This window comes from Roseibium sp. (assembly GCF_965233565.1).
Lineage (GTDB): Bacteria > Pseudomonadota > Alphaproteobacteria > Rhizobiales > Stappiaceae > Roseibium.
In genome coordinates this window covers 1016477-1032255 of record NZ_OZ247494.1, presented here as the reverse complement: position 1 = coordinate 1032255, position 15779 = coordinate 1016477, and the positions used below count along the sequence as shown (strand labels likewise).

Here is a 15779-nt window from a genome sequence, read left to right as displayed (position 1 = left end):
CAAAAGTCCGCCGTTTCCAAGTCTTCGAAGGTGAATCAGCCGCCAGACTGATTCTGCCTGAATTAGAAGAGGGATAGCACCGTCTGGTCTGCCTGGGAGGCGAAGGACAGAGATGTCGATGCGAGCTGCTGACGGGTCTGAAGGGCCAGCAGGTTTGCACCTTCCTCGTTGGTATCGGCCAAGGTCAGAAGACCAGCACCTTCCTGCAAAGTATTGATCATCGTCTTGGTGTAATCTTGACGGATCTCAACAGTCGAAAGGTTTGTACCGAATTCGGATGCCTGAGAGCGAAGGTTCGACAGAGCGGTGTTCAGGCGGTCAACCACACGGTTGATGTCTGAATCCGTTGCAAATCCGCTGTCCGACAAGGCCGACAGTGTCACGCCGGAAGTGTTCGCGGTGAAGGCATCGCTTGCAAAGTCCGAATTGTCACTGGTGAGAGCCAGATCCACATCGGAGGTGATGTCGAGACGGCCGGAGGCCGCATTGAACGTGGCTTCGACCCCGTTGAAGTCGTCGATGAAGTTCTCCAGGTCGGAGACCGTCGTATCGCTTTCGATTTCCAGCGAGCCCAGTTCGAAGCCGTTGCCGTCCGTCAGGGTCAGCGTGTCGCCAACCGCGAAGGAGCCGGTGTCGGAGAGCAGGGCGCCGGTGGAAGCCAGTGCCGTAGCAGCCACTTCGAAGGTGGACAGGGCGGCGGAGTGCGTGTCGACAGTGTCAGAGATGTGGAAGTCCTGGTCACTGTAGATGGTCAGCTCACCGCTGGTGTCGTCGAATTCGGCACGTACACCGGAAATGGCGTTGAGATTGTCAACCAGATCCTGAACCGTCGCACCCGCGGTCACCGTACCGGAGCCGGAGATGATCGCGTTCGGAGAATCGATCGCATCGACGAATTCCAGGGTGGTCGTGGTCGAGATCACGTTCGATTCCGACAGCGTGGAAGCCGAATTCAACGTCGTGGTGCCGTCGGTCAGCGTGATGGTCTGCTTGCCGCCCTGAAGGGTGAAGGATGTGGTTGAGCCCTGACCTTCAGCCAGATCCGAGAGGTTCAGACCAGTGGAGAGGGACGTGTCGGTGTAGTCGACCGCTTCGATCGTCAGCTTGGACGTGGAGTCTTCGTTGAAGATCGTGGTGAGGTCGTTGCCGTCGCCAGCCAGCAGGTTCTTGCCCTTGTAGGAGCTGTCTTTTGCGACATCTTCGATCTGCTCGAGCAGGTCATTATACTGTTCGGTGAACTTCTTGCGCTCGTACTGGCTCTGCGTCTGCAGCGCCTGGTTGGCTTTCGCCTTCGCAGTTTCAACCAGATCGGTAATGGTCTGGATGCCCTTGTCGGCGGCCTTGATGGTCTGCAGAGACTGACCCATGTCGTCCAGCAGCGTGGACAGATCGTTGGCACGAGAGTTGAGGCCCGATGCCGTGAAGAAGCTGTTCGGATTGTCGAGAGCAGAATTCACCTTGAGGCCGGTTGCCAGTTTATTCTGGACGCCGGACATCAGATCTGCGGTGGACTGAAGCGTGAGGAGGTTCTGCCGTACGGCAGCTGACAGGGTAATATCCTGCATCTGATTATCCCTTTCCTGGGTCACATGTACAGCTGCTCTTCCTGAGCAGGTTGATTAGGATCATCTCCTGTTAACCCTAATCATTGGTTAATCGGATCGCATTTTAGGGTTAACGAGCCGTTAACGCGCTGACGGTGCACCTGAAAACGGGATGAAGCCTGTAGAGACGCCAAGTCGGGCGGGAAGGGCAGGAAAGCTGCGCAGAAACGCAAAAAGGCGGGCCGAAGCCCGCCTTTCGCTAATCTTGAGTGCCTTTGGCTTAGAAGAGCCGCAGAACGTTCTGGTCGGCCTGCGCTGCGAAGGACAGCGAGGTGGACGCAAGACTCTGACGGGTCTGCAGGGCCAACAGGTTTGCACCTTCTTCGTTGGTGTCTGCCAGGGTCAGGAGGCCAGCACCTTCTTCCAGCGTGTTGATCAGGTTCGACGTGAAGTCCTGACGGTTTTCCACGATAGAGAGGTTGGTACCGAACTCGGAAGCCTGGGTCCGCAGGGAACCGAGCGCCGTGTTCAGACGGTCAACCACGCGGTTGATGTCCGAATCGGTTGCAAAGCCACTGTCGGAGATTGCCGAAAGCGAGACACCGCTGGTGTTCGCTGTGAAGGCATCGCTTGCAAAGTCCGAATTGTCACTGGTGAGAGCCAGATCGACTTCTGAAGTGATGTCCAGACGGCCCGAAGAGGCGTTGAACGACGCCGAAACGCCCTGGAAGTCGTTGACGAAGTTCGTCAGGTCGGAGACCGACGTGTCGCTTTCGATTTCCAGCGAGCCCAGTTCGAAGCCGTTGCCGTCCGTCAGGGTCAGCGTGTCGCCAACCGCGAAGGAGCCGGTGTCGGAGAGCAGGGCGCCGGTGGAAGCCAGTGCCGTAGCAGCCACTTCGAAGGTGGACAGGGCGGCGGAGTGCGTGTCGACAGTGTCAGAGATGTGGAAGTCCTGGTCACTGTAGATGGTCAGCTCACCGCTGGTGTCGTCAAATTCGGCACGTACACCGGAAATGGCGTTGAGGCCATCAACCAGATCCTGAACCGTCGCACCCGCAGTCACCGTACCGGAGCCGGAGATGATTGCATTCGGAGAATCGATCGCGTCGACGAATTCCAGGGTGGTCGTGGTCGAGATCACGTTGGAATCCGACAGAGCGGAGCTGGAGTTCAGCGTCGTGGTGCCGTCGGTCAGCGTGATGGTCTGTTTGCCGCCCTGAAGGGTAAAGGAAGTGGTTGCACCCTGACCTTCAGCCAGATCCGAGAGGTTCAGGCCAGTGGACAGGGAAGAATCGGTGTAGTCGACCGCTTCGATCGTCAGCTTGGACGTGGAGTCTTCGTTGAAGATCGTGGTCAGGTCGTTGCCGTCGCCAGCCAGCAGGTTCTTGCCCTTGTAGCCAGCGTCCTTTGCCAGGTCTTCGATCTGGGTCAGGAGTTCGTTGTACTGAGACGCAAACTGCTTGCGCTCGTACTGGCTCTGCGTCTGCAGGGCCTGGTTGGCTTTCGCCTTGGCGGATTCGACCAGCTTGGTGATGCTCGAAATGCCGTCATCCGCAGCTTTCAGGGTCTGAACCGACTGGCCCATGTCGTCCAGAAGCGTGGACAGGTCATTTGCACGGGAAGTCAGGCCGGAAGCCGTGAAGAAGCTGTTCGGATTATCCAGTGCCGAGTTCACTTTCTTACCGGTGGCCAGTTTGTTCTGGACATCGGACATGAAGCTAGCGGTCTGCTGGAGAGTATTTAGGTTCGAACGAACCGCGCTGGACAGAGTAATGTCAGCCATTTTGTTTCCTTTCTAGGAATACGAGATACAGGAACCCTTCCTGGGTCCGACGCACATCTATCCGCGTTTACTTGAAACAATTTCTAAAGAAACATGGTTAGCGAGAATTAACCTTAATTCTTGTTAAATATTGCGGCATGGCAAAGGCGCTTTGCGCATGAAATCAGTGTCCTGACGACAGCCATCTTTTAAAGGAAGGCACCGCCTGAACAGGACACGAAACACGATGGCGTTCCCGGGCGGTGCGTTTGAGGAGCCGAAATTAACAAACCCGGCATCGTCCCGTGGCGGTTGGGTTTCGATCGCGGCTTTGCAACGGGCTCGTGAAGGGCAGTTTCCGTCTGGACAGGTGTCCGCACAGCGATGTCACCTGGAGATGTCACCCGGATAAGCCGGAAGGCCGACATCGGAGTGGAACGGGTCGGTCAGGTTGCTGCCGGCAAAGAGCCGATGCTGTATCGGGCTGGATGAGCCGGAATAGGGGGGCAAGAGGTTCGGCAATTCGGGGGAGGTAACAATGGAGACGGATCGCAAACGGCGGGGCCGTCGCGAACGTATAGAAATGGTCGACTGGATAAGATGGGCCAGCCCGGCAAAGGCCTCAGGCGACCGTTTGTACAGAGCCCTGGTTGTCCCGGGCCTGTTCCTGCTGACTCGACAGCGTTTCCGCGTAGGCACGCAGGCGCAACAGGGTCTCGGCAGGTACTTGCCTGACAACCTGTCCGGTTTCCGTATTGGTCGCTATATAGATAAGGCTTTCGCTGTCCGGATCGATGACATTCTGTCGCTCGACCGTCGGCGTGAAACGTTCCAGCAACGAGCGCTGCTCGCGTTCATTGTTGGCGGACCGCTGGCTGTCTTCCGATTCGCTTAAGGGCGTAACGGTTTCTTCAGGCGGCAATTCCGTCGTGGCCGACGATTCATTTTGTTCCGGAGCCCGCGTTGCCGGCGTAATCGCCGTGTACGTCGGCGATGGCGGCCGGGCCAGTCCCGTGTCCAACATCTTTCCCTCCGGGTGCTCGATACATATACCCGTTCACCGTCAAATATAACGTAAGGGAATGAATCCTCTGTTAACGGAATGATTAGAATTTTAGGGAAGTCGCTTTAGCCGATTGGCTTCGTTCCTGATTCGTTTTGACCGCGGCGTTTTGCTGGCTATTTCACCCCCTTGGCAGGTTTCTCTAGGTGAAATGAAAACGCTCCCGATACCGGGAGCGTCTCTAATAACAGGTCTGTCCCGCCGGGGCGACCGGCAGCTTCTCAGAGAGACTGATTGACGGCGATGCCCCGGGCCGATTGCGGACCATTCGGCGCAGCACCGTTGCGGCCATAGGTCGTTGGTGCGTCTGCATTCTTGGCACCGGCAATTTTCGCCACCGTCGACACGATGTTGTTGGCAACATCGCGTGCGGTCGACAGAACGGCCAGGTTGATGCGCAGGACAGGCTGGAATTCGCCATGCTGCCGACGCAGGTTCTGTGTGGCAGCCGGCGCCAGATTGCCGAGCGCAACGGCGTGTTCCTTGGCCGTCATCATGCCCCTTGTATATTCGTGGATCAGCCGGGCCTTGTCTGCCTGAAGCTCACCCGCTTCCCTGAGTTTGCCGGCGCGCACAAGGTCGGTTTCCATCTCGATTACCGACAGCAGCGCTTCCATCGTGCCCGAAAGCGCGGAGCAGAAGTTTTCCGCGTCCTGCTGGCTGGTTGGCCGTTCCAGAGAAAACGGAAAAGCCGTTGTGTTAGGCTGTGCAGTCATCTTGCGCCCTCCTGCAGTGCAAGCAGTTCGCGTTCCACGCTATCGGCGAGACCGATGCCGCCACTTTCCGCAATGGTACGCGCATATTCGTCAATCAAAAGGCCCTGCCAGGCATCCGAACCGGCCCCGTTGCCCCAGGTGCCGCCTTCCTGGAGGCCGGTAAACATGTTCTGGAGCATGGTGTTCAGGAACACAGCTTCAAATTCTTCAGCTGCCTCGCGCACCGCCGTCTTGTCGTTCCGGTCAACCCCGCGCAGGGCATCCTGGGGATTGGAGCTGACGGCCGCCGGCGAAATCTGCGGTGTGATCTGATCCAGCATCACAGCACCTCGATATCGGCCTGCAGCGCGCCGGACGCCTTGATGGCCTGCAGGATGGAGATCATGTCGCGCGGACCGATGCCCAGGGCATTGAGACCATCGACCAGCTGCTTCAAGGTGACCGTTTCCGGGACGATCGCCAGTTTGGTGCCATCCTCGTTCACGTTGACTTCCGACCGGGGCACGATCGCTGTCTCACCATTTGCAAAGGGCAGGGGCTGCGACACCTGAGGCGTTTCGGCAATGGTCACCGTCAGGTTGCCCTGGGCAACCGCGACCATCGAGACCTTCACATCCTGGCCCATCACGATGATACCCGAGTTCTCGTCGATCACGATGCGGGCGGCCAGATCCGGTTCGACGATCAGCTGTTCGATATCGGTCAGGAGATCGACGATGTTGCCGTCATATTGCTGGGGCAGATCGAGGCGGACAGTGGCCGGGTCGAGCGGTTCGGCGGTCGGCATGCCGATCAGTTCGTTGATTGACAGGGCAATGCGCCGGGCCGTGGTCAGGTCCGGGTTGCGCAGGGCCAGGCGCAGGGTTGTCAGCGATGCAAGTTTGAACTCCAGTTCGCGCTCGACAAGGCCGCCATTGGCAATGCGGCCGGCCGTTGGCACGCCGCGCACGACGGATGCTGCATCTGCCTGCGCGGAGAAGCCGCCGATTGCGACCGACCCCTGGGCGATGGCATAGACTTCTCCGTCCGCGCCGACCAGCGGTGTGACCAGCAAGGTGCCGCCCTGCAGGGAATCTGCATCGCCAAGGGCGCTGACATTGACATCAATGCGCGTTCCCTGCGTCGAGAAAGGCGGCAGATTGGCTGTCACCATGACCGCAGCCACAGTGTTGGTGTTGAGATCCACGTTGCGGGTGTTGACGCCGAGACGTTCCAGCATGGCCTGCAGGCTCTGCTGGGTGAAAGGCGAATTGTTCAGCGAGTCACCGGTGCCGTTCAGGCCAACAACCAACCCGTAACCGATCAGCTGGTTTTCCCGGATGCCTTCGAAATCGGCGATGTCCTTGATGCGGGAGGCGGCCTCCGCCGGCGCCGTGAAGGCCAGGGCGCAGATTGCAGCAACCGCGGCTGCGTAGACCAGCCGGCAGAGTTTTTCAGAGAACCTGTTACTGAAGTTTCGCATTACTGAGTCTGGTCCGCCATCTGTGAGCCGGCCTGTCCCGCCGGAAGGATTGTCCCGGCTAGCGCAATGCGAGAGCCGTGCCACTTTCCAAGCTTCAGCAAATCTTTTCCCGAAACTGCCCGGATTCTGCGCTGTTTGCTGCTATGATTGAAAGCCTATCCACGCAAAACTGTCTGGACGGGTTAAAGAAATGCGTTTGCCGGGCGGCAAATATTGCCTCCATGATAAGGACTCATTTACCCTTCCCGGCAGAATCTGACAGGCAGGTCCGCGGTTCGCGTGGGGAGTGCCGTCAGCCGGACTGGAAGAGCGAACATGCGTATCACTGGCAACAAGCCCATCACTGGCGTTCAGGGCAAGGGCGCAAAAAAGGGGAAACCCTCTGCTTCAGAGCAGTTTGCACCCGATATGGGAAGCGAGGTCGTGCAGTCCTCGCAGACTGCGGGCGGCGCTGCGATCCAGGGCATGGACGCCCTTCTTGCGCTCCAGGAAGTTGATGCGCTGGCGGAGCGCCGGTCCCGTGCTGCGCGGCACGGGCACACGCTACTGGATGCGCTTGAGGCCGTGCGGACCGATCTTCTTGCGGGTCAGGTGTCGGAGGACAGGCTGGAGCTTCTGGCCAGGCAGGTCGTCAACCGTCAGGAGAGTGGCGATTCGCGGATCGATTCCGTGCTGGAAGAGATCGAGTTGCGTGTCAAAGTTGAGCTCGCAAAGCTGGGCAGATTCATTGACTGACCGGTCGGAAATTCCGTTAAAATTTGCCGCAAAACTAGCTAAAAGTTACGCAACGAATTGAAAGATATAAACTTTCTTTGATGCCATTTTTAACAAATGAACCGTTGTCGGGAGGAGGAAGCGGCTATATATTGCGCCCGGCATATCGGCAATCCGGAGCTATCGATGACGGTTGAAATTGAGTCTGAATATCGACCCTCGGAAGACGAGCCGTTCATGAATGACAGGCAGCGCGAGTATTTTCGAAACAAGCTGCTTGCCTGGAAGGAAGAGATCCTGAAGGAGAGCAAGGAAACGCTCACCAACCTTCAGGAGGAAAGTCAGAACCACCCCGATTTCGCCGACCGTGCGTCCTCTGAAACCGACCGCTCCATCGAGCTTCGGGCCAGGGACCGTCAGCGTAAACTGATTTCAAAGATCGATGACGCTTTGGAGCGGATTACTGACGGCAGCTACGGCTACTGCGAAGAAACCGGGGAACCCATCGCCCTGCGGCGGCTGGAAGCCCGCCCGATCGCGACCTTGTCGATCGAGGCCCAGGAAGCGCATGAGCGCCGGGAAAAGGTTTATCGCGACGACTGATCTTCCCTGATACGGCCGATCCACCTGCAAAAGTGGAACCGAACGACTTACAAAACCTTCCCCATTGGGGAAGGTTTTTTTGTCCTTGGACAGTCCGTTCTTTGCCCGGCGCTTTTGTTGTCGAGGCGCGCGGCTGTGCCTGATCTTCACTCTGTGACCGTTGAAATAGTGCCTGCTTACACTGTAGGATTGTGCCAAAAGCACGAGAATTTTTTTTAGATATTCAATTTTGAATTGGGGGGAGGGATGGTCGCAGTTCTCCGAAAGATTCACTTTTTTATCATAGCAGCCAGTGTTGGCTTGTTTTGTCTTACGGTCTTGCTGCCGCCGAGCAATGAACAAATCGCATTGCAGCAAGTTTCCCTGCTCAAGAAGATATTCAATGCCGAAAACCTTGTTGAAAGAATAAACCAGGCTGCACTGGAAAATGCGGATTCAAATTTAGATAAATACTACAGAGAATCTGAATTGATTGGATTTATGCTTAGTCGGGTTGGCGAACTTGATGATCGTCCAAATATCGAAGATTCGGAGATCTTTAAAAGCTTCGCAGCTGAACTGGAATATAGCGTACAGGTACAATTTGCGAACGGAGATTTCATTGGGGCAAACAGGAAGACCTATGACGAGATTGAAGTTAGTCTGGCATCGGTTGACCGGATACTGGACATCTTCGATCCCGAAAAATCATCTTTTCAAGAAAACGTTCATGTAACGTTCAAGAAAAATCTATGGGTTCCGCTAAACTCGAAAATTCTAAAAAGCGGGTGTCGAGATGAGGGGCTGACGGGGCCGGTTTTCAACATGGCCAGATTGCTCGAAGGCGTGAGCCCCGATGAGATTGAGAACGAAAGAAATTCGCTAAACGGCGTAAAACTGCTTTGGGATGCAGCCGTTTCTGGTGGGATGGTTTCCTTCGAGAGTTTGAATGCTCAAGACTTGGAGCTGCATGTCTTTGCCAGAGATGGGGGGATCAAAGTTGCTGAAGCAAAACTTTCTGCGCAAAGCGGTCCAGCTGTTCTCACAAATTCAGAGCAGGAAAACTTGCCGAACCTGGTTTTTCACTTGTGCGTGAAGGAAGATGGGACAGCGGTTTTTACGAACTTTATCAGCGGTTTGGAGCAGTCCATCATCGCTGAAGTGTCGCCGGTGGATCTGAAAAAGGTCAGTCTGATCCCCACGCTTGCAGGCAATGCTTCTGATGCCGTTGACCCGAAAATGTTTGAGGAGGAGTTTCAAACCCTGAATTCCTACTCCCAGGGATTTGGAGAGTTTTCCCTGGATGAGCTTGTTACTATCTTCAGCGCGCTGTCCAAGCGGAATTCCGAGACCTTGGAGTTTGCTGGTATCAAAGTAACTGCCCCTAACGTGAAGCTCGTCGGGTCTGTGGCGGTGCTTTTTTTACTTGTATATTTCTACACCCATGCTCGGCAGTTCGTTCGCACTGAAAAGCCGGATAGTGACAAGGACATCATCTGGATCGTTCTTTACAAAGATTTATTGTCCAGGTTTTTGTCAGTGTCTAGCCTCGTCTTGCTGCCTGTAGTCTCTATCGGGTGTGTTGCTTATAGGTTCGGGTTTGATTTCTATTTGGCAAACTTTGAATATTCAGAAGCTAATCCGCAAATTCTTTCAAGCGTCTTAGAGCTGTTCGTGATGCTTTTTGTGTTTGTCGCAAGCCTGATTATCGCCATTCTGCTTTTGCGGCTGCTCCCTAAAGTGAGATCTGTATATGAAGTGAATAGGTAGGTTCGATCGCCGTTAACCGTGAGCACAGTTAAACTTGCCGCACCACTGGTATCGCTTTGTTTTGTCCCGTGTTGCGAATTGAGCGTAACCTGGTGTTGATGTCGCTGCCTTTGGCAGGAATGCGGCTGACCCTGAAGCAGGGTCAGCCTTTACACTTCAGAGCGTGATCCGGTATTGCGCGAAGCCGTCAGCGCCGTCGCCGGCCGGTTCGATGCGTACCCCCTCGACGGAGGCCGCATGTTCTGCACCACCGGGGCCGGTTTCGAACAGAACCGTGGTGTCCGGAACCGGCCGGAACCGCCAGTTGGCGTCGGCCGACGGGTTGATCGTACCCTGTTCGACAATGTAACGCACCAGCACATCCCGGTTGGTGTCCGGGCCGACAAACACCACGACGTCGTCGTTGATGCCGGGGAAGTTGCCGCCGCCGCCGGCGCGGTAGTTGTTGGTCGCGACGATGAACGTGTCGTCGAAATTCAGTGGCTTGCCGTCGAATTCAAGTTTAACGATGCGGTTCGCGTCCGGATTGATCAGTTCCCCCTTGGGATCGTATTTCGACGGCTGGGTCAGGTCGATCTCGTAGGTGAGACCGTCAATGACGTCGAAATTGTAGCTCGGAAACTCCGGGTTGATCAGCGGCTGGTCGGCCTTGCCAGGCTCCACCTGCCGGAAGATGCCGGCAGAGCGTTCCAGCCACTCCTTGATTGTGCTGCCCTTGATGGCGACGGCACGGACCGTGTTCGGATAGAGATAGAGATCCGCAACGTTCTTGATGGCGACATCGCCGACAGGAACGTCCGTGTAATAGTCCGGCCCGCCACGGCCACCGGCCTTGAAGGGAGCTGCGGCGGACAGGATCGGCAGGCCTTCCCATTCCGTGCCCTTCATCATCTGTTCGATGTACCAGGTCTGGGCCTTGGAGACGATCTGCACACTTGGATCGTCGGCGACAAGGGCAAAATAGGAATGCAGCGGTGCGGAGGTCTTGCCGACCGGGCGGCGGACATAGGCCAGCGTTGCCTCGTGATCCTCCTTGACCGCGTCCAGAACGTCCTGCTGGCTCTCGACGAGCGGTGTGACCTTGCGGCCTTCCTTTTCAAAGATCGGCCGGGCTTCGGTCATGAAGTTGGCGACCCGCCAGCCATTGCCGTCCCGCTCGATCATCAGGTCGATGACACCCAGATGCGAGCCCCAGAACCCGCCCATGGCGGCCGGCTTGCCGAAGAGCGTGCCTTTTTCGGCATCCACGCCCGGCAGGCCTTCATATTGCGGGCCGGGGAACACAAGGTGATGGTGGCCGGTAAATACCGCATCGATGCCGTCGATGGCCGCCAGATGCAGCGATGCGTTTTCCATGCCTTCGGCATAATCATTGGCATCGATACCAGAGTGGGAGAGGGCGATGACAAGATCGCAGCCCTGTTCCCGCATTTCCGGCACGAAGGCTCTTGCCGATGCAACGATGTCCCGCGCGTTGGCGCTGCCTTCCAGGTGGCGGCGGTCCCAGTTCATGATCTGGGGCGGGACGAAGCCGATAAAGCCGATCTTGATCGGGGCCTTGTTACCGGCGCCGTCGGTGATCTCCTTTTCGACGATCACGTAGGGCTTCAGAAACAGGGTGTCGTCGCGTGCATTGGAGGCGAGCGTCGTGCCCTTTACAAGATTGGCGCAAACGAACGGGAAATTGGCGCCCGACAGCACCTTCATCATGAAGTCGAGGCCGTAGTTGAATTCGTGGTTGCCGAGCGCAGCGGCGTCGAAATCGAGGACATTCATGCCCTTGATGACCGGATGAACGTCACCTTCGCGCATGCCACGCTCATAGGCGACGAAGTCCCCCATCGGGTTGCCCTGCAGAAAGTCGCCATTGTCGACCAGGACGGAATTGGTGGCTTCTTCGCGAATCTGGCGGATCAGCGTCGCGGTACGGGCCAGGCCGGCCGTGTCGACCGGCCGGTCGCCATAATAGTCATACGGGAACACATGGACGTGCAGGTCGGTGGTTTCCATCAACCGGATGTGGGCCGTGCCATCCTTGGCAAGCGCCGAATAGGGATGCAGCGCAGTGGCGAAACCGGTGGCCGCGGCGCCCATGAGCAGGCTGCGCCTGGAAAGGGAAAAATCGTTTTTGATAGGCATGAGATAGCTCCTGTTCGGCCGGACGGCCGGCAGCGGGTTTTGCACCGCTGCCGTTACAACCGTGTGACGGATCAGGCTGCCTGACCCGTCACTTTTGTCAAGGTAAAGTGTTGCCGACCCGCGATCCGCCACAGCAGCTGTGGAAGGCCCGGCACCGACCAGGCCCGACCATAGACAATTCGGAGCTTCAGAAATCCACGTGTTCCTTCAGGAAGCCCAGAACATCTTCCCGGACAGGCTCGACATCCAGCAAGCCGTGCCTGTGTTTCAACTTTTCGTCTCGATAGACGATGGATCTGCTCCCGTTTTCGGGGTCCAGAAATGGCGTGCAGTCGCCTTTGGTCCACTGATCCTGGTACCAGGGATCATTCTCCCCAACGAGCGTCAGAACCGGTTCGCCTTCACGTGCACGCACGCCCTTGTATTCCAGCCAGCCTGCGTGACAGGTCCAGCCTTCCGCAACTCTTGCCCTCACAAACTGGCGTTCGTTCTGGGGCTCAAACAACACGGTCGTCAGGGCGCCCTCGCTGAAACCCATCAGGACAATATTGTCGGCATCGACGCTCGAAAGCTGCCTGGCTTTTTCAATGGCGTATCCGGCATCGTTCTTCCTGAGCACCACCGTTCCCCGAAACAGTCCACCTTCACGCGTTTCCACGTTGCAGGACCGGGGATAGACGTCCCGTGCCAGACTGGCAGGGGCAATCACGAGAAAGCCGTTTTCGGCAAGGAACCTGATGCGCTGGTGGGTGCCGGACCAGATGCCGCTGCAGCCGTGCAGATAGATGACGGTCGGAAGCTTTTGGCCTGTCGCAGCGGTCTGCCGTTCCAGATCTTCGGTTGTCGCTCGTGTGGACCGGCCCGGCCCGGCAGGCACACGCACGATAGCTGCCTTCCACGTCCGCTCGAGTTCATCCGGATCGTCCCAGTGTTTCCAGGTCAGATCGGCAGGCGCTGAAAACACTTTTGTACTGTTATGCAGGCCTGCATCCTGTGCGTGGGAGGGCTTTGTCACCGCAATGGCGCAAAGAACGGAAAACAACGCAGCATAGGGCGCAATATTGCGACGTTTAAACAAAGGCATATGAGCAACCTCCTTAAAAACAGGCGGGTGCCAACAGCATGCAGATATTGTTTTTATAGTGTCCGGCTGAAAACGTGCCGTTCGGCCATTGCCACCCAAATGGAAATACGCACAGAGTGGGCGCATCTTACACGAATTGCGAAGCGGCTGGCAAAGACCCGGGAGGCTTGCTCCGGATCGGTGGCTGATAGCACGGTCCAGGAGCGCTTGAAATCCGGGGTTCCCGGTCCCGGCTGCCTACAATATGTGGCGTGCCACTTGGTGCCCTGGCCAGCCGTTCGCCTGACCTGAATTGAGAACGGGCACGGCACTCGGGGAGCGAGATGCCGTGCCCGTCGTCAGCCAAGCCCGGCAACGCTTCTAGAACACGTTGCCGGAGTTTGGCCGGGGGACCGTATGTGGGGGAGACTAGAACGGCAGCAGGATATCCAGGACCTGGTTGCCGACCCGCGGCTGTTGGACATCGGTGATCTGACCGCGGCCACCATATCCGATGCGCGCTTCGGCGATCTGCTCGCTGGCGATGCGGTTGTTGGAGGTGATGTCCTCTGGCCGCACGATGCCGGCGACGATCAACTCACGCACTTCGAAATTCACACGGACTTCCTGGCGTCCCTCGATGACCATATTGCCGTTGGGCAGGACCTGAGTAACCACCGCCGCCACGGTCGTCTGCAGGGTTTCCTCGCGCTCGACACTGCCCGAACCGGTGAAGTTGGAGTTGCTGTTGACATTGGCCAAGTCGCTGGCGGCTGCTCCGGCCGGCATGAAGATCGTGTCAATGGCGGTGCCGACGGCGCCGCCGACGCCTGCGCCGCTGGTTTCCGTCCGGCTGCGGGCTGTGTCGTTCTCGAACTCCGCCTCGTCATTGATCGTGACAACCACGGTCAGAATATCGCCGACCTGGCTGGCCCGCTGGTCCTTGAAGAAAGCCCGGCTGCCCGATTGCCAAAGGGAGTTGGGATTGTAATGCGCCTGCACCGGGTCGGGCATGGGCATTTGCACCGGCCGGTAGCCCGGTGTCGTGGTCGGATCCTGGATGGCATTCAGGGTCGGTTGCTGGCCGACATTGGCCAGCTTGTCTGCGGTGCCGCAACCGGCGGCGAGGGCGGAAAGCGCGATGCTCGCCAGAAGCTGTCTGGGGAATGTGCTCAACATTAATCGGTCTCGCTGTTCAAGCTTGCGATAACAGGGTTGGCGGCATGAACGCGTACTTGGCCGCGGGAGATAACAATCGCCGGCACGATCCGCCGGGACTGAAGGTTCATGACATCGATCACGTCGCCCTTGGCGCCGTCATCCATGGCCTGGGCCCGGGAGGTCAGTTTCATTCCCGGCATTTCGAAGGTGACCGTGATTTTTTCGCCGCGCCTGATCAGGACGGGGCGCTGGAAGTCCCTGTGCGACAGCGGCGCGTTGGCGCGGATGTTGGTCCGGGCCTGCTTGCCGACAATCTCGCTTGCGTCCCTGACCGCACCGGCCGGGACCTTGTTGCGGGGCAGGCGGAGCCTGTCGACATCACCTTCTTTCAGAATGTCACCCCGGCGGACCGGCTGCATCAGGGCGGCAATTTCGATCATTTCGGTGGCGACGCCCGACAGGATCAGCCGTTCAGTGCCGAATTCCACGGCAACGGAGGCATGAAGGGTGAAATGTCCATTGCCTGCGGACCATTCGACCCGGTCGACCCGGATCGGGTCATGAACCTTTGGATCTGCCAGGACCTGGTCCGGAGCCTGCAGGAGCCGGATTTCAAGATTGTCGGCATCCAGTCCGGCATTGCGCTCGGAAAGTGCCGTGCGTACGAGACCGGCCAGCTGATCCCTGTTCAACTTGGTGGCGCCACGATAGACGACCACCGTTCTGAGACCGTCGGTTCCTGCGGTTTCAAGGCCAGCCGCCCGCGCGCGCTCGGCCACGAGGGTGGCCGGGACATTGCCGGAAGTGCCCATATCCGGAGACCGGAACAGGGGCTTTTGCGACAAGAGCCCTGCATTGGAATAGAAATCACCCACTGTGACGATGTCCGACAGGGTCATGACCTGCGAGCGAAGCACCGGGCGTTCGTCCGCCAGGGCCAGGGACAGGCCAAGTGGCACCAGCAGCAGGCCGAGTACGCATCTGGCAAGGCGTCTTATCATTTCAAGCCCTCCCGGTTAGCGCAGGTTGGTCGTTGTGGAATACATCTCGTCGGCAGCCTGGATGATCTTTGAGTTCATCTCATAGGCGCGCTGGGCCGAGATCAGGTCGGCGATTTCCGTCACCGCATCCACATTGGCCATTTCAAGGAAGTATTGCTGCGTGCTGCCAAAGCCGTTGTCACCGGGATTTCCGGTTTCGGCCTGGCCACTGGCGTCGGTTTCCAGAAACAGGTTGTCACCGATGGCTTCAAGGCCGGCCTTGTTGACGAAGCGGGCCAGCTGGATCTGGCCGAGCTGAACCGTGGTGCCGGTCTGGTCGACCCCCTGCACCACGCCCGTGTTGGAAATCGTGATGTCCTGGGTCGTCTCGGGGATCGTGATGCCGGGGTTGACTGTGTAGCCGTCAACGGTGACGAGCTGCCCGTCGGCGTCGCGCTCAAACGATCCGTCGCGGGTATAGCCCGTGGTGCCGTCCGGCAGGTCGATCTGGAAGAAACCTTCACCGCGGACGGCGACATCGAGGTCCTTGCCGGTCTGTTCCAGGGACCCCTGGGACATGATGCGCGTGGTCGAGGCCAGTTTCACACCGGAGCCGATCTGAATGCCGGTCGGGACGATGGTGCCGGCATCGGAGGTCTCCGTGCCCATGCGGCGCAGGTTCTGATAGAGCAGGTCCTGAAAATCGGCGCGCTGCTTCTTGAACCCCGTCGTGCGCATATTGGCGACATTGTTGGAAATGACTTCGACGTTCAGTTCCTGGGCCTTCATGCCCGTTGCGGCAATGTGGAGTGCTTTCATGTTC

At 57.8% G+C, this 15779-nt stretch carries 14 protein-coding genes; 3 read left to right on the top strand and 11 right to left on the bottom strand.

The features are described from left to right. Positions 1–62 precede the first annotated feature (62 nt). The 6 genes from ACO6TG_RS04980 to ACO6TG_RS04955 form a co-directional block, all read right to left on the bottom strand. Positions 63–1565, bottom strand: a complete 1503-nt coding sequence (locus ACO6TG_RS04980; protein WP_422377153.1) for a flagellin — start codon at positions 1563–1565, stop codon at positions 63–65. A 259-nt stretch (positions 1566–1824) separates the two neighbouring features. Further along, positions 1825–3327 (bottom strand): flagellin, encoded by a 1503-nt coding sequence (locus ACO6TG_RS04975; protein ID WP_422377152.1) that lies wholly within the window; start codon positions 3325–3327, stop codon positions 1825–1827. Positions 3328–3928: 601 nt separating this feature from the next. Beyond that, positions 3929–4330 (bottom strand): hypothetical protein, encoded by a 402-nt coding sequence (locus ACO6TG_RS04970; RefSeq protein ID WP_422377151.1) that lies wholly within the window; start codon positions 4328–4330, stop codon positions 3929–3931. 260 nt (positions 4331–4590) lie between these two features. Next, positions 4591–5085 (bottom strand): flagellar protein FlgN, encoded by a 495-nt coding sequence (locus tag ACO6TG_RS04965; protein WP_422377150.1) that lies wholly within the window; start codon positions 5083–5085, stop codon positions 4591–4593. After that, positions 5082–5405: a rod-binding protein gene (locus ACO6TG_RS04960; protein ID WP_422377149.1), complete on the bottom strand. Its 324-nt coding sequence runs from the start codon at positions 5403–5405 to the stop codon at positions 5082–5084. Before ACO6TG_RS04960 ends, ACO6TG_RS04965 begins: the two co-directional genes overlap by 4 nt. Beyond that, entirely contained in the window at positions 5405–6547 is a 1143-nt protein-coding gene (locus tag ACO6TG_RS04955) for a flagellar basal body P-ring protein FlgI (protein ID WP_422377148.1), read from the bottom strand. The genes ACO6TG_RS04960 and ACO6TG_RS04955 overlap by 1 nt, the downstream gene beginning before the upstream one ends. Before the next feature lie 315 nt (positions 6548–6862). Here ACO6TG_RS04955 and ACO6TG_RS04950 point away from each other — a divergent pair, with 315 nt between their 5' ends. From ACO6TG_RS04950 to ACO6TG_RS04940, 3 genes are all read left to right on the top strand, one after another. Continuing rightward, positions 6863–7282 (top strand): flagellar assembly protein FliX, encoded by a 420-nt coding sequence (locus ACO6TG_RS04950; RefSeq protein WP_422377147.1) that lies wholly within the window; start codon positions 6863–6865, stop codon positions 7280–7282. Between the two features lie 165 nt (positions 7283–7447). Continuing rightward, positions 7448–7864 carry an RNA polymerase-binding protein DksA gene (gene dksA, locus ACO6TG_RS04945; RefSeq protein ID WP_094071462.1) on the top strand — a complete coding sequence of 139 codons (417 nt, stop codon included), beginning with the start codon at positions 7448–7450 and terminating at the stop codon, positions 7862–7864. Positions 7865–8110: 246 nt separating this feature from the next. After that, positions 8111–9613, top strand: a complete 1503-nt coding sequence (locus ACO6TG_RS04940; protein WP_422377146.1) for a hypothetical protein — start codon at positions 8111–8113, stop codon at positions 9611–9613. A 156-nt stretch (positions 9614–9769) separates the two neighbouring features. On the opposite strand, the gene ACO6TG_RS04935 is transcribed toward ACO6TG_RS04940, so the two are convergent. From ACO6TG_RS04935 to flgG, 5 genes are all read right to left on the bottom strand, one after another. After that, positions 9770–11752, bottom strand: a complete 1983-nt coding sequence (locus tag ACO6TG_RS04935; RefSeq protein ID WP_422377145.1) for a bifunctional 2',3'-cyclic-nucleotide 2'-phosphodiesterase/3'-nucleotidase — start codon at positions 11750–11752, stop codon at positions 9770–9772. A 187-nt stretch (positions 11753–11939) separates the two neighbouring features. Then, a complete protein-coding gene (locus ACO6TG_RS04930) occupies positions 11940–12836 on the bottom strand; it encodes a dienelactone hydrolase family protein (RefSeq protein ID WP_422377144.1) in 897 nt (298 codons plus the stop codon). A 408-nt stretch (positions 12837–13244) separates the two neighbouring features. Further along, the gene (gene flgH, locus ACO6TG_RS04925; RefSeq protein WP_422377143.1) at positions 13245–13994 is read right to left on the bottom strand and encodes a flagellar basal body L-ring protein FlgH; all 750 of its coding nucleotides are present in this window, start codon (positions 13992–13994) and stop codon (positions 13245–13247) included. Beyond that, positions 13994–14977 carry a flagellar basal body P-ring formation chaperone FlgA gene (flgA, locus tag ACO6TG_RS04920; protein WP_422377142.1) on the bottom strand — a complete coding sequence of 328 codons (984 nt, stop codon included), beginning with the start codon at positions 14975–14977 and terminating at the stop codon, positions 13994–13996. Before flgA ends, flgH begins: the two co-directional genes overlap by 1 nt. Positions 14978–14992: 15 nt before the next feature. Next, positions 14993–15775, bottom strand: a complete 783-nt coding sequence (gene flgG, locus ACO6TG_RS04915) for a flagellar basal-body rod protein FlgG (RefSeq protein ID WP_422377141.1) — start codon at positions 15773–15775, stop codon at positions 14993–14995. Between the last annotated feature and the right edge of the window lie 4 nt (positions 15776–15779).